Below are 20,014 nucleotides of genomic sequence, written 5' to 3' on the forward strand. Positions count from 1 at the left end.
AACCGTCCGTTTCGGCGTTATAGCTAAAACCAAGCCCGCAATCATGTTCAGGAAAATACTGGTATCCGTAATTTTATTGATAACTGTAACATCGGCATACGCCCAAACGGCCGAAGATACTTATAATAAATACCTCGATTTTAATTTGGCGCGCTTACAGGGTGAACAGGATAAGGCGATGGATTTATCCCGGCAGATTATGCAGGATACAGCTAAGCTATCTGCAAAAGTAAAGATCAATTTTTTCAATTCATTGGCTAAGCTTTATGAAGATGATAATCAAAGTGTAAATGCAATACCCTTATATGAGCGAGTTGTTGCTGCCGAACCCGATTATTATGTAGCGCATAGAGCTTTAGGGTATTTATATCTTAAAAATATCCCTGATGCCGATAAATCTTTAAATAGTCCGTCAACAGATGTTGAATATATTAAGGCTGTGAAGAAGGCATTACCACAGCTGGAGAAAGCGCAGGCCTGTGATGCTGATGACAGTACCCTTACGCTGATCAAAACACTTCATAAAAACATAGGGGATGACGCCGGGTTAAGCGGGCTGGATAAACGATTGAAAGCTTTGCAAGTGAAGTGTGAGGATATACTGAGTGATTAGTATAAAAAATGATTAGTATAAAATATGTCATTGCGAGCGCAGAGCGGCAACCGCACGGAAGCATAGCCGCCCTGTATAGTATGCGATTGCCACGCTGCGCTCGCAATGACATGAAGTTGTTGTTTGTTATTTCTGCCTGAAACTATCCCCAATAAATGCCAATGCATCAGTAATACCGGTGCGCCAGTACGTCCAGGTATGGGCACCGTCGCGGATGCGGAATTCATGGGGCACTTTCTTTTCGGTTAGAGCGATATGCAGCAGGCTGTTGCCTTTGCTCAGGGCATCATCATCACCGCAATCAATCCAAAAGCGTACCTTACTAAGCTCATCGGCCGATTTACTTTGTACCAAACCCAGTATTGAGTTAGCCTGCCAGGTAGCATTAAGGCGTTCCTTTCCTTTAAGATCGGGTCCGAATACTTTGCTGTAGGCTTCTTTCCAGCGTTCATCGGTTACAGCCATAAAATCATCATCGGTACGTACTGCTGCACTCAAAGCCGCTGCTGCCGAGAACATATCCGGGTGTTTAATACTGTACTCGAGCGTGCCGAAGCCGCCCATCGAAAGACCGGCCACTCCGCGATATTGTTTAGTGCTTTTTATGCGGAATTCGCTTTCAATAGCAGGGATAAACTCTTTGAAAAAGAAATCCTCATAGCTTTGTTTTCCATTGTAAGCGTTGATATACCAGCTTTTGCCAGCATCAGGCATCACAATAATCATAGGGGGAATAGTACCATCAGCTATAGCTTTATCGGCATAACGGTTAACTTCGCCAAACTGGAGCCAGCCGGTATGGTCGTCACCGTAGCCATGCAACAGGTATACCACAGGGTAGGTACGGTTGGATGTTTCATAATCGGCGGGCAGGTAAACTGCGTATTTTACGTTATGATTTAAAATATCGCTTTTTACGTACTGCTCCTCAATCACCTTACCGGTAGTTTGCGCAAATGCGTTTACCGAAATCACCAACAAACAAAGCAGCAGGATCCTTTTTATGGTACTCATATTATTATTTCTTTAATTAAATCATCAAATGCACATACGACGTTTATTTGCATATCTGCACACCTGAAATCTGCACATTCGCATATCTGCACATCCAAAAATTATTTCTGCCGGAAGCTATCCCCAATAAATGACAGGGCATTAATGATGCCTGTGCGCCAGTAAGTCCAGGTATGGGCACCATCGCGCACGCGAAATTCATGCGGTACGCTTTTTTCGGTAAGTGCTATATGTAGCAGGCAGTTGCCTTTGCTCAGGAAATCATCGTCGCCGCAATCTATCCAGTATCTTACGGCTTTCAAGTCATCCGTGGTTTTGGTTTGCACCAGGTTTAAAACCGAATTGTTTTGCCAGGCATTGTTAACCCTGTCTTTACCTTTTAAACCGCGGCCATAAAGCTGCGCGAATATTTTATCATAAGTATCATCAGGGGTACTGATAAGCTGATCATCCGGGAAAACTGCAGCACTTAAGGCAGCTCCCGCCGCAAACAGATCAGGGTGTTTAAGCGTATAGATCAGCGTTCCATAACCACCCATCGAAAGACCTGCTATACCGCGATACTTTTTTTCGGCCTTAATGCGTAATACCTTTTCGATATGCGGCATAAATTCTTTGAAAAAAAAGTCTTCGTATTTCTCCTTGCCATCGTATGAGTTGATGTACCAGCTCGAATCGGCATTGGGCATTACAATGATCATCGGCGGGATAGTACCATCGGCAATGGCTTTATCAGCGTAGCGGTTAACCTCGCCAAATTGCAGCCAGCCGGTATGATCGTCGGTATAGCCGTGCAGCAGATAAACAACAGGATAAGTCCGGTTAGCGCTTTCATAATCAGGAGGGAGGTAAACGGCATAGTTTACGTTACGCTTTAAGATCTTGCTTTTTATGTTTTGTTCTTCAAGCACCTTGCCTTGCTGTGCAAACAAGCTGAAACTGCTTATCAGCAGCAGAATTAAAAAAGCCGGTTTTATCATTCTCATAGTCCAGATTTTTAGGTTTTAAAAATTAAGCGCTTTGCCCTGTTGCGGGTATATCAGGTTTAACTGTAATTTGTTAGCAGCCTTTAGCTGGGTTTTGATTTTGCTGATGCTGGTAACAGGTGGTTTTAAATGTGTTACTACGATATTTAAACCTTTGACGGCATCGGCGCCGGTAATCGTCGCAAGTTTGTCCATCTCGGTCATCAGCCATTTCGGGGTAAGGTGACCGAACAAGGTTTTATCAGGCTGCTCATTGGGGAAGGATACTTCTATTAAAATAGCCTTCAGTTTTTTGCCTTTTACCAGCTGCGCAACAGCTTGCCACAGGTTTTGCAGGTTGTTGCTTTTTTCAATTTCATCAGGACCGGTATCGCCCAGGTAAAGTAAGTAATTGTCGTTACTATTTACCAAAAAAGCAGTGCTGGTTAAATTGGAATGGCTTAAAGGAAAGGCCTGAACCTTAAGTTCGGTGTTTTCGATAGCGGTTTCTGTGCCGGGTTCCAATACTTTATAGTGGTATTTTTTGAGTGCGGGTGTTTCGCCCTGGTCGGCAAAATTGGCCCAGCTTTTCCAGGTAAAGTAATGGGTTTTTACGGTTTCAATACAATCATTAAGTGCGTAGATGTTTTTGGTACTATCTTCCGGCGAGTTAATGATAAGCCCTGCAATATGGTCAAGGTGCGAGTGGGAGATGAAATAGCCTTTGATATACTGCCTGAGCACAGTGCTTGCAGGCACATTAAAGGTTTTATTAGCCACAGCCTTTTCAATACCGTAATGTACGGTACCGGCATCAAGGCAGATATAGTTGTTACTGCCTGCAGGGGCAAGCATATAAGCCGATAGGTTGCTTTCATCAATGCCTCCAAGCACGCCTAACGGAACCAGTTTAAAAGCCGTGCCCTTTGAAGTTTGCGCTAATACAATTACAGGAAACAGGAAAATATATAAAAACGGCAGTAATTTACGCTTGAGGTTCATTTTAGGCAGATTTAGCTTTAATATGCTACGCTACTAAATTAAGGATATGCCTAAATAATCAAAGTAAAATGCCGCCTGTTTTTATGAACACTTACATTACGTAACGTGTTTTAAGGCACCGCTCACAGAAAAATTTCCTTATCGGAAGCCAAAATAGGGTGGCTTTTAACAACAGGCCGCGTTTACGCCTGATTTTTAAGGGCTCATTACATTTTTTGCACATGTAAACCGCGCGTGGGGTATCTCTTACAATTTCCATTGTCAGGGGTATCAATAGTTTGCTGTAAAATTAAAAGTTTAGGCTATTTAAACGAAAGTTTACAGATTTTGGTTACCCCCTTTTTGGAATTTTATTCTGTTTTCATTGCCTTTGCTGCAGATTTCTTGTATTCATAATCGCCACCTAACAAATATCCCCATGGCTTAAGCGTTTCAATGCGGTCAAATATGATCTTGAATATGGCGATAACCGGAATAGAAAGGAACATGCCCGAAAGCCCCCAGATCATTTCGCCCAAAATGATGCCAATAAAGGAGATGAGTGCATTAAGCCTAACCTTAGATCCAACTATGGTAGGCAGCAAAAAGTTAGCATCAACCGCGTGAATACCGATGACACTCACGGCCACGGCAATGGTATTGCTGATACTGCCGGTAGCAAAAGTTATCACCGTACTTAACAGCAACGCAGTGAAAATACCGATGTAAGGTATAATATTGAATAGCCCTACTATGATGCCCAGCAAGGCAGCATATTTTATACCTATCATCCAAAAAACTGTAATAGCAACACCGGCAACTATCACCATCTCTAATAACAGACCTAATATGTATTGCCTTAAAATGCTTTGTATATTTTCAACAATATCCATTACCACGTGCTCATTTTCATCCCTGAAAACCCACACTATAAAACGGATGAGCAAGCGCCTGTATAGTAGTATGAAAAAGGTAAAGATAAGGATGAACACATAGAACAGCATAAGCGATGAAATTGCCCCGAAAGTGGTTCCCAATACATCGGTGCCTGATTCCATCAGTTTTTTAGCCGTATCGTCAACATAGGCCATTTGTTTGGCTGCGTTAACATGAAAAGCATGCTGGATCCATTCCTGAAGGTCTTGTATTGATTGTTTTACCTGTTTTTGGAGCATAGGCCAGTCGTTGGCCATGTTTGAGATCTGTGACCCCACCAGGTACAGGATCCCTCCGATAACGCCTATCAATAACAATATAGAAACCAGTGATGCCATACTGCGGGGCAACCTGAGCTTACTTTCCAGAAAGTTACAAACCGGGAGTAACAGAATAGCGAAGATGAAGCCAAAGATCATCGGATCAAGCAAATCTTTACCCATAATAACCAGGTACCCCAGGGCCATAAAACCAATAAGTACTAAAGCAAGACGTTCGTAAAATGGTGCGATGAGTTTTTTTGTTGGCATACGGGCAAATGTTGGGGGTATTTTATGATGGCTTAACACGTAAGCTTTTCAGATGTTTTGAAGATAGGAAATAATTGGGAACTGACGGGCGGAAAACGCGAAACGTTTAAAATATTGATACTCCTGGATTTAGCAGCAGTTGCAGTTTTAAGTAGCAGTTTTAACTATGATAATAGTATAGACAACAAACTGCCACTTGCTCCTGCCGCTGCTACTCGTTTTATGTTTTGGCAAATATTTTGCATTGTAATAATATCATTTACTTTAAAATCAACATTATGGCAAAGTATTCAGAAAAAGCCGGAGAAAAGGTTGAGAAAACCATGCACGAAATGAAAGAAGGCAAGCTTAAGAGTGGTAGCGGTAAAAAGGTAACCAGTAAAAAACAGGCTATTGCAATAGGCCTTTCCGAAGCAAGAAAAGAGGGTGCCAAAGTGCCTAAAAAGAAAAGTTAATAAAAGGCTCAACGCACGGGCTCAATGAAACAACAGCAAGCTTCTTTCATTGAGCCCGTGTTAGGTACTTACTTAGTTTTATTAAAATCGGAAGTCATCCAATCGGCTAATTTGCCGTCCTTATCAATTTTGGTAAGTTTGTTGAGCAGACTATTGTTTTTATGATCTGTTTCAACAACGTATTTATCAATCACAGCCTTTACCCCGGCCTGATTGGCCTTGTTTTTATCAAACGCTGTTTTGTTTTGAAGTGCGTATTTGGTATAACCGCCCATAAAGGTCATTAGCAGCTGCGGATTCTTTTCCGTCATTTTGGCTACGCTGCCGTTAATTTCAATGCTAACTGTAGGGCTGCCCTGAATCCATTTCATTAAAAAAACATTAGTCTCCATGCGTTTTTGTTCTTCAAGCGGCCATGGTGTATCTTGAAGCCAGTCAATACCTTTTATAACATCGTCCTCGTATTTGCCATAGTCGGCTTTTTCTTTCAGGGTGTAGTTTTCAGGTACATGGAAAGTTTGGGCTTTTGTTTTGAAGCTAAAAGCGACAACGGCTAAAAGCAGGATAATAATTTTCTTCATTGTGATTGGGTAAGGTAAAGGTAATTAGCTATTTTTTAATGTAAAGGAGTCGATGATATCCATCAGCGTCACGGCGTCATCGATAGGGCAGGGATTGGGGCCTTCGCCCTTAAAGTAAGCCACTATTTTAGTTATAAACGGTTGCTGGATATGTTCGGGATGGGTAATGGTTATGGTTTCTTCTTCTGTATCAGTTTTCCAGCTGATGTAATTACCAAAAAACGGGAACGTTATTTTTCCTTTTGTGCCGATGATTTCGCAGGTATCGGTAGTTTCACTTTCAGCAACGTTGAAACACCATGATCCGTTTACCACTACTTTGTTTTTGAACAGGATTTGCCCGCAAACATGATCATCGGCAGGAGTTGCGCCAGATTGGTTGAGCGAAAAGCCGTGGTACATTTCAGGTTCGCCAAAGTAGTATAACATCAAATCGAGCTGGTGAGGGGCGAGGTCATGGAAATAACCGCCACCAGATAGCTCGGGCTGCACGCGCCAGTTGGTTTCCACATCGGCAACCAAACCGGGTTTACGGCTTTGCCACATCCTGATCTGCACTGTGCGGATGTCGCCTACCACCCGCGTATCAATCAATTCCTTAACCTTTAAAAACATAGGCAGGGCCCTGCGGTAATGTGCAACCGTAAGTTTTGAATTGCCCTCTTTTACAGCCACCGCCATAGCCTTTGCTTCGGCCGAATTACGGGTTACCGGTTTTTCAACGTATACATTAAATCCCTTTTTTAAAGCGGTAACGGCGTACTCGAGATGAGAAGCCGGGGGGGTAGCTATATAGACGGCGTTGAGCTCGGGATCGCTCAATAGCTCATCGGCATCGCTGTACCATTTGCCTACGCCATGTCGCGCCGCATAATCGGCTGCCTTTTCCGCGTCGCGGCGCATAACGGCCACCAGATTACTGCCTGCCACTTTTTTAAATGCAGGTCCGCTTTTTTTTTCTGTTACGTTGCCGCAACCTATAATACCCCAGTTTATCGTACTCATATTAGCCTTCTAAATTCCCCCCGATGGGGATTTGAAAATAGTTATTTTTTTGTACTTATAAAGTATCAACGTCCTCTCAAGTATCAACGTCTCCTCAAGTATCAACGTCCCCTCAGGGTCTCTCGAAGAGGACCCTGAGGTATCCGCCAGATTTTTATGTTTAGAATTGAATAATCTTCAAGCTAAGTTGACCATAAGATAATTATCAGCATCAGGGTCCTCTGCGAGAGACCCTGATGGGACAGAAATAATTATCAGCATCAGGGTCCTCTGCGAGAGACCCTGATGGGGCAGAAATTCCCTCCAAGGGATTATGGGGCCAAAATTTCCTCTATCTTCGTTAACTCTTCTGTCGAAAATTGCAGGTTATCCAGTGCCTTTAAAGAATCCGATAATTGTTCTGGTCTGCTGGCGCCTATCAATACCGATGTTACACGTTCGTCTTTCAGAATCCAGGCCAGTGCCATTTGAGCCAGTGATTGCCCGCGTTGTACAGCCAGGCTGTTCAAATCTCTGATCTGGCTCAGGCGTTCGTCGGTAATGTGGCTTTTTTGCAGGAAGCCGGTTGGCCTTGCGGCCCTTGAATCTTCGGGGATGCCATGCAAATATTTATCAGTAAGTAAACCCTGCGCTAAGGGGGAAAAGGGGATACAGCCAACACCTTCATTTCCTAAAACATTCAGTAAACCACCTTCAACCCAGCGCTCAAACATCGAGTATTTGGGCTGATGAATAAGGCATGGTGTGCCGAGCTCTTTCAATATCCTGATGGCTTTTGAAGCCAGTTCGGCAGGATAGTTGGAAATACCAACATAGAGGGCTTTTCCCTGGCGAACGATCAGGTCTAACGCAGCCATGGTTTCTTCAAGCGGCGTATTCGGGTCCGGACGATGATGGTAAAAGATATCTACATAATCGAGCCCCATACGTTTAAGGCTTTGATCAAGACTGGCTACCAGGTATTTCTTTGAGCCCCAGTCGCCATACGGGCCAGGCCACATGGTATAGCCGGCTTTGCTTGATATGATGAGTTCATCGCGGTAGTCGCGGAAATCTTCTTTCAGGATTTTGCCAAAGTTTTCTTCGGCCGAGCCTGGGGGAGGGCCGTAGTTATTGGCTAAATCAAAATGGGTGATCCCGCTGTCAAAAGCGAGATGTAATATTTTGCGATAGTTATCAGCCACATCAACGTGACCGAAATTGTGCCAAAGGCCCAGTGAAATTGCCGGAAGTTTGATGCCACTGTTGCCACAGCGACGGTATTGCATAGTTTGATACCTGTTGGCAGATGCGATATATGTCATATTTTAAGGTAAAGATTGGACGAGTAAAAATAGGACTTTGAGCAGATTAAGAATGGTATTTTTGACAGTTTAATTAGGGGATTTATAATTTTTATTTCCACCACGTTATTGCGAGGCACGAAGCAATCCCCGATTGGCAGAGCGGCTATGCAAGTGTCTCTGTAGAGTTTGGGATTGCTTTGTGCCTCGCAATGACGTTTAAAAAATCAGACAACCTCTGCTACCACAAAAGTGCTTCCGCCAACAAACACCAGATCACTATTACCCGCATTTTTTTGAGCTGATAGCAATGCTTCTTTTACGGAAGGGTAGGCTTCGCCTGTTAATCCATGGGCCTGGGCCTGGGTTTTCATGGTTTCAGCATCCAGGCCGCGGGGAATATCGGGTTTGCAAAAGTAATATGTGGCCTCTTTCGGAAACATTGGAAGTACTTTCCCCGTGTCCTTATCGTTTACCATCCCGATAACCATGTGCAGGTGATTGTATTTAACAGCAGCAATGTTTTTCATTACTTCCTCAATGCCATCAGGGTTATGCCCGGTATCGCAAATAGTGAGCGGATTTTGACTCAACGTTTCCCAGCGGCCATGCAAGCCTGTGAGCGTTTTGACCTGGGCTAAGGCCGTTTGAATATGATCATCAGCAATATCAAACCCTTGTTCACGCAGCTCGTCAACGGCAGATAAAACCGTTTTTATATTTTTAAGCTGATAGGTTCCCGGAAGATCAAGTGCTAAGTCGTAAGTTTTAAGTCCTGAATCCATACTTTGGATTTGAATTTCCAATAATTCGGTATTACCTTTCGCCTTTCGCCTTTCACCTTTCACCTTTTCTGTAATCCACTCTTCCGATGCAAACCGAATTTTACTATTGAGCTGCGCAGCTTTATCAATAAAAACGCCGGCTACTTCCTCTTGCCGTTCTCCAATAACAACCGGAATGCCCGGTTTTATAATTCCTGCTTTCTCGCCTGCTATAAGTGGCAAAGTATTACCCAGCATATTCATGTGGTCCCAGCCAATATTAGTAATTACCGATACGAGTGGGGTGATCACATTAGTTGAATCCAATCTGCCGCCTAAACCTACCTCAATTATGGCTATATCCACTTTCTCTTTTGCAAAAACATCAAAAGCAAGTGCCACGGTCATTTCAAAAAAGGAGGGAGCAATTTCTTCAAAATCAGCTTTATGATCTTCAACAAAATCAATAACCGTTTGCTCGCTGATCATTTGCCCGTTAACACGGATGCGCTCGCGAAAATCTTTGAGATGGGGTGAAGTATAGAGCCCTGTTTTGTAGCCGGCAGTTTGCAAAATGGCCGCCAGCATGTGCGATGTTGAACCTTTGCCATTGGTGCCTCCTACATGAACACTTTTAAATTTATGCTGAGGATTGTCCAGCCGCCTGCAAAGCTCAAGTGTATTGGTAAGGTCTTTTTTAAATGCCGAAGCCCCGTCACGCGTAAACATGGGGAGCTGGGTGTAGAGATATTGGATGGTTTGTTCGTAATTCATTTTGCAGTTTGCGGTCGCCAGTTTGCAGCAGGCAGTTGTTATTGCAAAGCTATTAATTTGGAAATGCTAACTGCAAATTCACTTTGCAGTTGCGGTTTAAAATTTGCATTATTTGTATGCAATTGGCAAAAATCAATTAAGCATAGCACAATTACTTGAGCTGTTGCTGCAAAAACGCCGTTTTGATTTTTTCATAACAGCTAACTGTAAACTCAGAACTGCAAGCTGAATTTAATTTACCTTAAATACAAACACAACGGTACCTTGCTGCTGGTCAGGCGCGTTATCAAGTGGGTTTAACTTAGAGTTGCGCACAGCATCCTCGCATTTTTGAAGTAATGCATCGTCGGATATAGTAGTTCCGCGGGCACCTGCACGGGCATAAGTTACATTGCCATCTTTATCAACCCTGATATCAACCACGATTTTGCCGCTTTGGCGGTTAGCATCAGTTACCGACGGACGGCTTACAAAGTTACGCTGTGCCATATTCAGGCTGCCACCGTTTCCTGAGCCTGTTCCGTTGTAGTTATTGGTAAGTGTAGTACCTGTGGTTTTGCCCTGATTTCCAGGAGTTTTACCTGTTCCATCGCCTTCGCCGGTACCGGTAGAGGCTTTGCCTTTGTATAAAGCATTTTGATTTACACTTGGCTTAGCCGGAGGTGTTTTTACCGGCGGATTGGGGGCTACGTTCTGACTTGGCTTTTTGGTAGGTGCAGCCACTTCAGGCGCATCTTCATTATTTTGTGTAACTACCGTTTTTTCGCTGCTTTCGGGCGTAGGCTTTTCTTCGGTAGGTTTGCTTTCAGTAACCTTATCGGGCTTGGTATGATTGGCTTTCTCGGCTACAGAGGGCTCTTCGGTGCTCATGTAATCATCGCCCATGCCTTCATCAACTGTACCGTAGTTAACAAGGATGCCGCCGGTACCGTTTTCTTCAACCGGCGGGTTTTTAAACACAATAAAATAACATGCCGCTATCAGCACAGCCATAATAATGCCTGTTGCTATAAATGCCTTCGGATAGTTATTTTCTTCCCTGTACTCCATTTTCAAAATTAGTGCAATTTTTAATTAGTTGCGGTTTTTAGTTGCAGTGGCAGTTTTCAATTAGTAGCAGTGGCAATAGCGAGTGGCAGTTTACGTCAATGGCTATGATATCCTTTGCAACTGCTACTCCAAACTGCAACTGCTACTTTTATCTGTAACTGCTACTTTAAAAAAGTGGCAGTTTGTTTAAGCAGTTACAGTATATTACTGCAATAAGCTACTGCAAACGTTAAACTGCAACTGCCACTGTTATCCCTTAGGTTCTGTTGCTAAAACCAGTTTAATATTTAATTTTTGTGCTACGTCCATTACCTGTACTACATCCTGTATAGCTACAGTTTTATCAACATACAAAACGATGGTAAGTTCTGTAGCCAGGTTTTTATAGCCTGCCAGTGTGGTTTGCAGGGCATCTACCGGAATCTCCTTTTTATCTACGTAGTACTTAAGGTCTTTAGTTACTGATACCGTAATAGTTTTCTTAGATACCGACTGCCCTGTTGATGATTTTGGCAGCACCAGCTTAATAACGTTAGGATTGGTAACTGTTGAGGCTATAAGAAAAAACAGCAGCAAAAAGAACATGATATCATTCATTGCCGATGTATGTACCTCTGCCGATGCGCCCCTGTGTCGTTTTCTTAAATTCATTTGCTCGGCTCCTCTAACAGGTCAATAAATTCAATGGCATCGGTTTCCAGTTTCAGGATCACCTTATCAACCATCATATTTAAAACGTGGTAGCATACATAAGCTACGATACCTACAAACAAGCCCGCGGCTGAAGTAACCATCTTTACGTATAAACCGCCCGAAATTACACCCATGCTGATGTTATCAGTTTTTGAGATGTCATAAAAGATCTTGATTACACCGGCAATAGTACCAAGGAATCCAAACATCGGGGCGATACCTGCTACGATGCCTAATATACCGATGTTTTTTTCCAGTTTGGATACTTCCAGCTTACCAACGTTTTCGATAGCACCTTCAATATCTTTTATAGGGCGACCAATGCGCAATAAACCTTTCTGCAACATACGGCCAAGCGGCGTGTTGTTATTACGGCAAATAGCAATAGCCGATTCAAGGTTGCCCGAGTGGATACTTGAACGTACCTGTACCATCAGGTTTGATTCATCGCGCGATGCTTTGCGGATAGTAAAGTAACGCTCAAAAAATATTACCAGCCCCAGTACAGCTAAAATACCTATCGGGATCATTACCCAACCACCTTTAATAAGCAGGTCGCCAAAGCGAAGCTCTTCTGCTGGTGCGGCGGCTGTTGTTACTGCGTGATTTGCGGTGTCTGCCAGGTGTTTGGCGGTATCGGTAAGTTGCTGTATTAATAATAAAGTCATTTCGTAGAATCAGTAATTTGTTTTGAGTATGTATCTTTAGTTATTTTTCCTTGTGATATAAGTTTTTTTCTCATGGTTTCAGCTTCATCTGATGAAGCAAACCCACCGATAATGATTTTGATACGCGGACCGGTTCCAGGGCCTTTCAGTATGCGGGCATCAATGCCTTTTCTTTTATAATCGTTAACAGCCTCTTCGCTTTTGGTTTCAGTTTTAAACGAACCTAAGAAAATGGCGTATTCGGTTTTTACAACGGTGTCGGCCTTAGCCGTTGATTTATTTAACGCAGCAACCGGTTGCGAAATTGCCTTAGTGGTATCTGCCGTAACCGGCACAGAGTCTTTTTTGACGCTGTCGGGTTTTACAATAGGGGTGGCCTTTGGTTGTTGTTCAACCTTTGGCTGCTCTGTTGTATCGCTATCATTTAGATGTAATAATGCAGGGTTATATTTATAAACACCAAATACTGCAGCCGCAAGTGCAACTATTACCAGTGCAATAATAATCCAGATGTTTACACCACGTTTTGATTCCGGTTCGTCGGCAACATACTCCTGCTCGCCGTTAACCGGAATTGTGGTAATTGGCGGAGGCGTATAAGTTTGCTGTAAAGGTATAGCCGTTGGCAAAGGCGGCGGCGGCGGAGGTGGCGGTACATAGTTCACCTTGTTAAGTGTAACCGGTGTAAGGCCAAAAAACAAAGGATCAGCCCCTTGTGATTGCTCCTGTGCCCTGAAAGCAATTTTGCCTTCCTGCATATAAAACCAGCCTAACTGGGCAAAAGACACTTCATGCAGTGCCAGTTCCTGCTTTAGGCTGTTGATGTATTTTTCGGTGAAATATTTGGATGATGCCAGCGAGATCTTTTTCTTTTCGGCAATATACTGTGTTAAGATCTCGTCGTTCTTTTGCTGTAAATCAAAATGTAACTTATGTGCGGGCGGATAAAATGTGGCCTGTGCATCATCATAATAGCCATTTACGCGCAGGCGCGAAAAGCAGCCTAAACCGGGTACACTTACTTCAGTGTACCGGCCAAGTAGTTCGCTTAAATAATTGGCTATATCCATCCGGTAAAAATACAGTTAATTTTAAAACATCAAACAGGCTTAAAACGCGTATCCTACGCCACCAAATATATTAAATCCATAGTTAGGGTAGTACAACCAGTTTTGGTACGAGCTGCTTAAAATATTATTAGCCTGCGCAAATACCGAAAACTTCCTATTGATCTTGTATTCCACGCTGCCACTCAAATCGCCAAAGCCATTAATTGGCTGCTTAACCTGGTTGTAAACCGGAGTAGTGCTTGCTGAGGTTGATGGCACCAATAACATTAACCTGTCGTTAGTTGCACCGCGGATAAGTAATGAACCGGTAACAGTCAATTTACTGTCGATATGTATTGAAGTACCCGCAGTTAATAAAAACTTAGGCAGGTTCCATGGTTCTTTTTCTGAGGCCATCTGGTAATCTTTTATTTCAACACGGCCAAAAATGTTAAAGTTGTCTGTTGCCTTGAAATCCAACTCGCCATTAAAGCCATTTACGCGCGCTTTGCCATCATCATAAATAACGGTGAATTTGTTGCCTTCTGCATTGAAGTTACTCACCATCAAAGGCATATTTTTAATGCTGTTACGGTATACCGAAGCTTTGAAGCTTAAACCGGGAGCAAGGGTGCCTTTTAAACCGGCGGCAATATCCAACTGGTCAACGGAGTTTTTAATATTGAGGTTTTGACCAAGGAATGGGTTGATCATCGCAAAATCGTGCAGTGATGAGCGGTTTACATCGCCTTTGGCTTCCACAAACAAACGTACATATTTAGGCACTACCTGTACCTCAAGTTTTGCTGCCGGGAAAATGTAAAACTTCCCAAAATCGCCAAACTCTTTAACAATGTTAACCCCTGCATCTATCTTATAATTAGTACCCTGAAATTTGATGTAAGGGTTAATCCTCGCGATGTTATTGCCAAGGCTGTAAAGGCTATCTTTCTGAGTGGCCAGATCTAACGAAGCGCTTAAACCTGCATAAAATTGTTTAACGGTCTGGTTTAAAAAACCCGAGATAACCACATTGTTTTCACGTGCATGGTAAGCGTTGCTAAAAGCGTAGCCTTTTAATTTTACTGCATAGGTAAAATCGTTTTCAACATCTTTATAGTTTTTAGCTAATTCCACCTCGCCGCTTATGGTGTTAAAGTGTTGTTTGGTTGGTACAAAAGAGTTGTCTGGCGCGTCTCCGTTATAACCATAAAAGTAAGTTCCTAAACGGTTATAGTTGATGCGGCCTGATATATTGTTATCACCAATGATACTTTTGCCAAAAACGCCAACATCGTCGCGGCTTTGGGTTTGCTTTTGCAGCGAACCTGACTGTGACAGGTGTTTGATGAAGCCGCCAAATTGTAATGCTTCATCACGACCATTGGCAAAATAGCCTTCGCCATAAATGGTTTTCAGGTTACCAAAACCAACTTTAGCATAGTTGTTGGTTAAAACAGAATCCTGCTCGGCAGGTCTTTTCATGGGGTCAAGCTGCCTGATCTCGGAGTTTTGCTCCTGGCGTTTATCAAGCGGTGCGTAGGTTAGTGGCGCTTTAAATGACACTTTATCTTCCAGGTCAGGATTGCGGCGAATCTTTACAGCATCGGCCAGTACCGGTTTGTAGGCTGTAGTTACCACAATCTCTTCCGATAAACTACCACCGTTGGCAGATGCATTAGGGTTATTGCCGCCACCTTTTTTAGTGGTATCTGCCACAGTTTTTGCAGCCGCATCACCTAAACTTTTGCTGTCAGCAGCTTTTTTGGTTACCGGTTTAGGTGCGGCTTTTTTAGGCGCTGGCTTGGCAGCCGGTTTTTTAGTTGCAGTTTTTACAGTTGCTTTCTTCGCGGGTTTCTTTGTTTGTGCCTGGGCAGGAACAAAGTATAATGCTATTATTAAGGTAAGCAGCGTATATGTGTATCTTGAGTTCATTGCTTGTCTTTTTTTTATATTACTCTTTGTTACTGTTTGTTAGTTGTATCTGGCTGGGCAGTCTCTTTAGTACTTGCAGCAGGAGCTTTGGTTTTGCGGCCGCTCAGTTTATCCAGCTTTTCTTTAGCAGTAGGTAATATGTCGTCATCGGCTTTATAGTTATCAATGATACTTTGCAGGGTTGCCTTAGCCTGGAAGCTGTCTTTTAAACCCACGTAGGTGTCTGATAACAAAATATAAGTTTTGGCAACCCAGTAATCATAGTTTGGCATTTCTTTAGCCAAATCAAAACACATTTTTTGTGCAGTTTTGTAGCGGCCTTTTTCGTACTCAATAAAGGCAAGGTTGTAACGGGCTTCGGCAGCTGCAACGGTTTTAGTGTTAGTTGCAGTGTAGGTAAATTGCTTAATAGCAATAGCGGTGTCGCCGGTTGCCAGGTAAGCTTTACCTTCGTAAAGACCGGTTTTGAATTTATCCTCCTGCGATGTTTTATCGTTGGTTTTAACCAGCTCTGCGTACTTGATAGCATCGTCGGTCATTAACATTTCCGAGTAGCAGTACATCAGGTTGGTAATAGCGAAGGTGTAATCGGCCTTGTATTCGGCATTAGTTTCCAAACGTTTCAGGAACACTACAGCTTCGTTATATTTCTTTTGCTGCATGTACAGTTTGGCCATACTGATCAGTGCTTTTTCACTGTAGGCACTTGTCCAGTCGTTCAGGATCACGTTATAATCAACTACGGCCTCATCTGTACGGCCTAAGGCTGCTAAACCTTGTGCACGAATAAAGCGGGCCTGTTTTTCATAGATCTGTTTACCCGGGAATTTATCAAAATAAGCGTTTACAGCGCTTACAGTACCTTGCCAATCTCCTTTAAGGTAAAGGTTGTTAGCCGCGGTGATCATGATACTTTCCTGATCGGAGGTGGTATAATTACCGATAGGGGTGGTACCTGCATAGTTGATAAATGTTTGGGCATCGCCTTTATCAGTATATATCTTTTCGATCTGTTTCAAAGATTGTTTGGCCTCATCTGTTGAGGAGTAATCCTGTACTACCTTTTTGAATGATTCAATAGCAAGGTCATCGTTGCCGGCGTTATAATCAATTAAACCGATGGTAACCAACGCACGTGGTACGTAGCTGCTGTTCGGATATTTCTGGATCATAGCCTGCAAATCGGTTTTAGCCTTTTCTCCGTCTGTTTTCAGGAAGTAGGTATATGCTATCTCAAATGATGCGTCATCGGCATAATCAGAGTTAGGGAACTTGTTCAGCACATCATTCAAAGTGCTGATCTTGGTGTCTAACGATCCCTGTAAACCCTGGATCATACCACGCTGAAACAAGGCATAATCTTCGCCCTGGTTGTGCATGGCTATGATACGATTGTAATAGGTCATCGCATTGCCATAGCTTTTCATCACAAAATAGCTATCGGCCAGGCGGGTGATGGCATCGTTTTGGGTATTGGCGTCTTTTACATCGCCCTGTAAAAACTTCTCAAAGTAAGTGGCTGCTTTTTTATACTGCTCGTCGCCAAAGGCTGCATAAGCTAAAGCGTAGTTGGCATAATTGGCTACATCGGTTTCCTTAGCCTCAGGCATGCTCAGGAATTTTTCGAAATTCTCTACAGATTCGCCGTATTTACGCACCTCAAACATGGCTTCGGCCATCCAGTAAGTGGTTAAAGCTTCAGTTTTACTATCAACCGGATCTTTTAACGAACGCAGGAAAATACCAATGGCATTCTCAAAAGCGCGCTCATTGTAAAATTCCAAACCGCGATAGTAAGTGACTTTTTGATAAGCTAAACGTGCACTCTGGCTTTTATTAGGGATTGGTTCCAGGATTTCAACAGCTTCTTTATAGCTGCGCGAGTTCAACAGCTCTTCGCCTAATAATACCTTAACTTCATCAATACGTTTTGAACGTGGGTAGGTAGCCAGGTATAATCTTGTGGCGCCTAAAGCCTGCAGGTTAAAGTCAAGCTCGTATGATAGTTTGGCGTACTCATAAAGGGCGTCTTCCTGTAACTGCTTATCGTAATCTAATTTTGATGCATTAAGGAAAGCGTTACGGGCACTCTGTTTATTGTTCATCTTCAGGAAAACGTCGCCCAAAGTATAGTTACCGCTTTGGCTGTAAACGTCATGCTGTTCAACCAATTTTTCCAGTTCGCTGGCGGCTTTGGCGTAGTTGCCCACTTTATAATAGGTATAACCCATCTGGTAGCTGTCCTGCGTGTTTTGGGTACGGCCCTGGTCGCGGTCTTCAAAACGGCCATAGTACTTAACCGCGTTATCATAATCGGCTTTGGCAAAGTATGACGCAGCTATGATGCGCAGCATTTCGGTTTCGTTTTGCTGATGGGTGCGGTTTACAATAGGTACAGCATAGTTAATTACATCATCATAACGCTTATCTAAAAAGTAAACAGCCGAGATGTAATAAGGATAGCTGTTTTCGTATTTTTTAGAGTTTTTAAGCTTTTCAAAGTTTACCAGGGCAAGGTGATAGTCCTTGTTTAAGTAAGCGATGTAGGCAAAATAGTAAGTAGCATCTTCGGTAAACTCAGTGCGTTTATTTTTTACTTCGCCAAAAAGCAGCTGGGCGTTTTTATAATCCTTTAACTCAAAGTAGGCATAACCTTTACGGAATTTATATTCGGTATTGTCATGGCCGTTAAGCTCGCCTGCTTCAACTTTATTAAACCAGCGGATGGCATCTTCATATTTACCTTGTTTAAAATATGATTTACCTATCTGGAAAAAAGCCTGTTTGGTGAGTGGGTTTTCCGGATGTTCTTTTATAAAACGAAGAAACATGCTTTCAGCATCATCGTTCCCTAAATTAAGGGCGCAATAGGCTTCGTAATACTGGCAGTTTTCTTTAGTGAGCGAAAGCTCGGTTTCAAACTGCGGCTGGGTACTGGTTTTAATTTTGAAAGCTTCAACCAAACGGAACTGTTCGGCAGCCGAAGAAAATTTCCCTTTGTCCATCAAGTCCAAAGCCGCATGATAGGTGCGGTAGATTTGAGTGGAAGGGTTTTGCTGGGCTCGTGCGGTTGAAACTAAAAATACGGGAATGAGCAGGGTGATGTATCTTGTTTTGATCATAAAGCGCATACTAACGATAGTGCGAAAATAGCTAAACCAAAAAGAGGCTTTTCACATTAGAAATTAACAATTGTGGATAACACTTCTTTTAACGAAGGTAATACTAAAGATAATATCCGTGTGGAAAACTTTAAAATTGTTGAGTATTGCCGGAGCATTGGCGGTGGGTGGCCAAAAGTAATAATTACTGATTAAACAGTGCAATTTATTTGTATTTTGAGCATTATAATACCCCTGGGGTTATGTGCCCCGTCGTTTATTTTACCAATTATGAATAGGGTTTTTAACAGTGCGGGATTATGGTTGCCGGTGATGTTGTACATGTTGGTGTTTTATCCGTTAAATTCAAAAGCACAAAAAACAAATGCCGAAATTGTTTTAACAAACAGGCAGTTAAATGAAAAACCGAACGAATTTTATATTGCAAATGTTATTGATGAACGAGCTGAACGCAATGCCGTTGCCTGGTTGCTGCCTGTGCCGGGGAACGCAGCCGTAATGAAATATAAGGTGGATTTACAGGGAGGGGCGGCAACAGCAGTTAAGCAGTTTACCGATTATGCTATCGCTGTTAATAAAACGCTGCGCCCGGTTGTTGTCCGTATAAAAAAATTGAAACTTAATGAAATGGCAATGCCAGATGGCAGGATAGAAGGCCGATTGGAGATCCAATTATGGTTTGAATTGAAAAAAGATGAGGGCAATGTTCATTTGGTTGATTACCCGGCCGCCACAACATATTACCGCAGTACGGAACAGCAATATGATACCGGTGTGTTAATAAGCAGGGCGCTTGGCGCCGGTTTTGAGTTTTTCAATAAATGGGTTAACCGGGAAGCCGATACCAATATCAAACTGGCTAAAGGTGTGAAACTGATCTTTACCGATTATTCGGAACAACCCGAAGGCGACACCATTTACTACTCGGCAAAGCGACCATTAACCTGGAATGATTTTCAGGATAAAGCCCGCGGCGGGAAATATGTTGCCGAGGTGATGCCCGGTTTTGGTTACACTGAACAGGTAGAGGTGATCAAAGCTATTGTTGCTGTAAGGATAAGCATGAAGGTATTTTTGCCCAAAAGTGCCGCCTGGGTAAAACCGGAGGGTCGAACAACGTTTGCGCTAAACCATGAACAAAGGCATTTTGATATTGTAGCGATAGTAGCCCGGCATTTTAAGCAGGCGCTTATGGCCATGAAACTCCCGGTTGACAATTATGATGGCTATATTAATGTACAATACCTCGATTCGTACCGCGAAATGAACCAACTGCAGGAGCAATACGATAATGAAACCAATCACGGCACGAACCAATATTACCAGCAGGAATGGAATACGAAAATAGATGGGCTTTTGAGGGGTGATTAGAGGTTAGCGGCTTCTTCACCCGTCATTGCGAGTAACCACCAGGGAAGCCCTGGAAAAAATTGTGATGACGCGTAAAATATGTTTTAGAGATAGTGTGCTGGGTTGCGTTAGGGATGGGAGCGGATACCGGCCAATGTCATTAAGTTAAGGAACTATATAGCTCTTTTGTAATTGGTTAAGGTTTTGTATTTGCCAGACCTTCGTTTGAGCTTTTTCACTCTTGGC

The 20,014-nt window shown here is 42.9% G+C and carries 18 protein-coding genes; 4 read left to right on the plus strand and 14 right to left on the minus strand.

Annotated elements, in window-relative coordinates; genetic code table 11:
* Window positions 1-43: 43 nt before the first annotated feature.
* Window positions 44-613: a tetratricopeptide repeat protein gene (locus BMX50_RS29725; RefSeq protein WP_091219772.1), complete on the plus strand. Its 570-nt coding sequence runs from the start codon at window positions 44-46 to the stop codon at window positions 611-613.
* Between the two features lie 126 nt (window positions 614-739).
* On the opposite strand, the gene BMX50_RS29730 is transcribed toward BMX50_RS29725, so the two are convergent.
* The 4 genes from BMX50_RS29730 to BMX50_RS29745 all read right to left on the minus strand — a co-directional run bounded on the left by BMX50_RS29730 (window position 740) and on the right by BMX50_RS29745 (window position 5,039).
* Window positions 740-1,627, minus strand: a complete 888-nt coding sequence (locus tag BMX50_RS29730) for an alpha/beta hydrolase (RefSeq protein ID WP_091219775.1) — start codon at window positions 1,625-1,627, stop codon at window positions 740-742.
* 101 nt (window positions 1,628-1,728) lie between these two features.
* On the minus strand, window positions 1,729-2,613 hold the full coding sequence (locus tag BMX50_RS29735; protein ID WP_208864831.1) for an alpha/beta hydrolase: 885 nt from the start codon (window positions 2,611-2,613) through the stop codon (window positions 1,729-1,731).
* 18 nt (window positions 2,614-2,631) lie between these two features.
* Window positions 2,632-3,594 (minus strand): MBL fold metallo-hydrolase, encoded by a 963-nt coding sequence (locus BMX50_RS29740; protein ID WP_091219787.1) that lies wholly within the window; start codon window positions 3,592-3,594, stop codon window positions 2,632-2,634.
* A 350-nt stretch (window positions 3,595-3,944) separates the two neighbouring features.
* A complete protein-coding gene (locus BMX50_RS29745) occupies window positions 3,945-5,039 on the minus strand; it encodes an AI-2E family transporter (protein WP_091219791.1) in 1,095 nt (364 codons plus the stop codon).
* Window positions 5,040-5,317: 278 nt separating this feature from the next.
* Between BMX50_RS29745 and BMX50_RS34670 the strand changes: the two genes are divergently transcribed.
* Window positions 5,318-5,494: a DUF6496 domain-containing protein gene (locus tag BMX50_RS34670; RefSeq protein WP_162996252.1), complete on the plus strand. Its 177-nt coding sequence runs from the start codon at window positions 5,318-5,320 to the stop codon at window positions 5,492-5,494.
* Window positions 5,495-5,562: 68 nt separating this feature from the next.
* Here the strand turns inward: BMX50_RS34670 and BMX50_RS29755 are convergent, their stop codons facing one another.
* The 10 genes from BMX50_RS29755 to BMX50_RS29800 form a co-directional block, all read right to left on the minus strand.
* Window positions 5,563-6,075 carry a hypothetical protein gene (locus BMX50_RS29755; protein ID WP_091219799.1) on the minus strand — a complete coding sequence of 171 codons (513 nt, stop codon included), beginning with the start codon at window positions 6,073-6,075 and terminating at the stop codon, window positions 5,563-5,565.
* A 24-nt stretch (window positions 6,076-6,099) separates the two neighbouring features.
* On the minus strand, window positions 6,100-7,080 hold the full coding sequence (locus tag BMX50_RS29760; RefSeq protein ID WP_091219804.1) for a Gfo/Idh/MocA family protein: 981 nt from the start codon (window positions 7,078-7,080) through the stop codon (window positions 6,100-6,102).
* Between the two features lie 311 nt (window positions 7,081-7,391).
* Complete coding sequence (mgrA, locus tag BMX50_RS29765; RefSeq protein WP_091219806.1) at window positions 7,392-8,384, minus strand: L-glyceraldehyde 3-phosphate reductase; 993 nt, start codon at window positions 8,382-8,384, stop codon at window positions 7,392-7,394.
* A gap of 206 nt (window positions 8,385-8,590) precedes the next feature.
* Entirely contained in the window at window positions 8,591-9,901 is a 1,311-nt protein-coding gene (locus tag BMX50_RS29770; RefSeq protein ID WP_091219811.1) for a bifunctional folylpolyglutamate synthase/dihydrofolate synthase, read from the minus strand.
* A gap of 231 nt (window positions 9,902-10,132) precedes the next feature.
* Window positions 10,133-10,951, minus strand: a complete 819-nt coding sequence (locus BMX50_RS29775) for an energy transducer TonB family protein (RefSeq protein WP_091219815.1) — start codon at window positions 10,949-10,951, stop codon at window positions 10,133-10,135.
* 249 nt (window positions 10,952-11,200) lie between these two features.
* Window positions 11,201-11,602, minus strand: a complete 402-nt coding sequence (locus tag BMX50_RS29780) for an ExbD/TolR family protein (RefSeq protein ID WP_091219820.1) — start codon at window positions 11,600-11,602, stop codon at window positions 11,201-11,203.
* On the minus strand, window positions 11,599-12,312 hold the full coding sequence (locus BMX50_RS29785; protein WP_091219824.1) for a MotA/TolQ/ExbB proton channel family protein: 714 nt from the start codon (window positions 12,310-12,312) through the stop codon (window positions 11,599-11,601). Before BMX50_RS29785 ends, BMX50_RS29780 begins: the two co-directional genes overlap by 4 nt.
* On the minus strand, window positions 12,309-13,382 hold the full coding sequence (locus BMX50_RS29790; protein WP_091219828.1) for an HU domain-containing protein: 1,074 nt from the start codon (window positions 13,380-13,382) through the stop codon (window positions 12,309-12,311). Before BMX50_RS29790 ends, BMX50_RS29785 begins: the two co-directional genes overlap by 4 nt.
* 39 nt (window positions 13,383-13,421) lie before the next feature.
* On the minus strand, window positions 13,422-15,296 hold the full coding sequence (locus tag BMX50_RS29795) for a TonB-dependent receptor domain-containing protein (protein WP_091219832.1): 1,875 nt from the start codon (window positions 15,294-15,296) through the stop codon (window positions 13,422-13,424).
* A 29-nt stretch (window positions 15,297-15,325) separates the two neighbouring features.
* The gene (locus BMX50_RS29800) at window positions 15,326-18,418 is read right to left on the minus strand and encodes a tetratricopeptide repeat protein (RefSeq protein WP_091219865.1); all 3,093 of its coding nucleotides are present in this window, start codon (window positions 18,416-18,418) and stop codon (window positions 15,326-15,328) included.
* A 72-nt stretch (window positions 18,419-18,490) separates the two neighbouring features.
* Here BMX50_RS29800 and BMX50_RS35085 point away from each other — a divergent pair, with 72 nt between their 5' ends.
* Together BMX50_RS35085 and BMX50_RS29805 are read left to right on the plus strand one after the other, a co-directional pair.
* Window positions 18,491-18,613: a hypothetical protein gene (locus BMX50_RS35085; RefSeq protein ID WP_262494054.1), complete on the plus strand. Its 123-nt coding sequence runs from the start codon at window positions 18,491-18,493 to the stop codon at window positions 18,611-18,613.
* A gap of 75 nt (window positions 18,614-18,688) precedes the next feature.
* Window positions 18,689-19,789: a DUF922 domain-containing protein gene (locus BMX50_RS29805; protein WP_143065296.1), complete on the plus strand. Its 1,101-nt coding sequence runs from the start codon at window positions 18,689-18,691 to the stop codon at window positions 19,787-19,789.
* Window positions 19,790-20,014: the final 225 nt, after the last annotated feature.

The sequence above is a fragment of the Mucilaginibacter gossypiicola genome, from assembly GCF_900110105.1.
GTDB lineage: Bacteria > Bacteroidota > Bacteroidia > Sphingobacteriales > Sphingobacteriaceae > Mucilaginibacter > Mucilaginibacter gossypiicola.

Excerpts from the sequence above, each read along its gene's own strand:
- BMX50_RS29800 (WP_091219865.1), bottom strand. The coding sequence starts at position 18,418 with ATGATCAAAACAAGATACATCACCCTGCTCATTCCCGTATTTTTAGTT.
- BMX50_RS29785 (WP_091219824.1), bottom strand. The coding sequence starts at position 12,312 with ATGACTTTATTATTAATACAGCAACTTACCGATACCGCCAAACACCTG.
- BMX50_RS29745 (WP_091219791.1), bottom strand. The coding sequence starts at position 5,039 with ATGCCAACAAAAAAACTCATCGCACCATTTTACGAACGTCTTGCTTTA.
- BMX50_RS29740 (WP_091219787.1), bottom strand. The coding sequence starts at position 3,594 with ATGAACCTCAAGCGTAAATTACTGCCGTTTTTATATATTTTCCTGTTT.
- BMX50_RS29730 (WP_091219775.1), bottom strand. The coding sequence starts at position 1,627 with ATGAGTACCATAAAAAGGATCCTGCTGCTTTGTTTGTTGGTGATTTCG.
- BMX50_RS29760 (WP_091219804.1), bottom strand. The coding sequence starts at position 7,080 with ATGAGTACGATAAACTGGGGTATTATAGGTTGCGGCAACGTAACAGAA.
- BMX50_RS29795 (WP_091219832.1), bottom strand. The coding sequence starts at position 15,296 with ATGAACTCAAGATACACATATACGCTGCTTACCTTAATAATAGCATTA.
- BMX50_RS29735 (WP_208864831.1), bottom strand. The coding sequence starts at position 2,613 with ATGAGAATGATAAAACCGGCTTTTTTAATTCTGCTGCTGATAAGCAGT.
- BMX50_RS29755 (WP_091219799.1), bottom strand. The coding sequence starts at position 6,075 with ATGAAGAAAATTATTATCCTGCTTTTAGCCGTTGTCGCTTTTAGCTTC.
- mgrA (WP_091219806.1), bottom strand. The coding sequence starts at position 8,384 with ATGACATATATCGCATCTGCCAACAGGTATCAAACTATGCAATACCGT.
- BMX50_RS29770 (WP_091219811.1), bottom strand. The coding sequence starts at position 9,901 with ATGAATTACGAACAAACCATCCAATATCTCTACACCCAGCTCCCCATG.
- BMX50_RS29780 (WP_091219820.1), bottom strand. The coding sequence starts at position 11,602 with ATGAATTTAAGAAAACGACACAGGGGCGCATCGGCAGAGGTACATACA.
- BMX50_RS29725 (WP_091219772.1), top strand. The coding sequence starts at position 44 with ATGTTCAGGAAAATACTGGTATCCGTAATTTTATTGATAACTGTAACA.
- BMX50_RS29775 (WP_091219815.1), bottom strand. The coding sequence starts at position 10,951 with ATGGAGTACAGGGAAGAAAATAACTATCCGAAGGCATTTATAGCAACA.
- BMX50_RS29805 (WP_143065296.1), top strand. The coding sequence starts at position 18,689 with ATGAATAGGGTTTTTAACAGTGCGGGATTATGGTTGCCGGTGATGTTG.
- BMX50_RS29790 (WP_091219828.1), bottom strand. The coding sequence starts at position 13,382 with ATGGATATAGCCAATTATTTAAGCGAACTACTTGGCCGGTACACTGAA.
- BMX50_RS34670 (WP_162996252.1), top strand. The coding sequence starts at position 5,318 with ATGGCAAAGTATTCAGAAAAAGCCGGAGAAAAGGTTGAGAAAACCATG.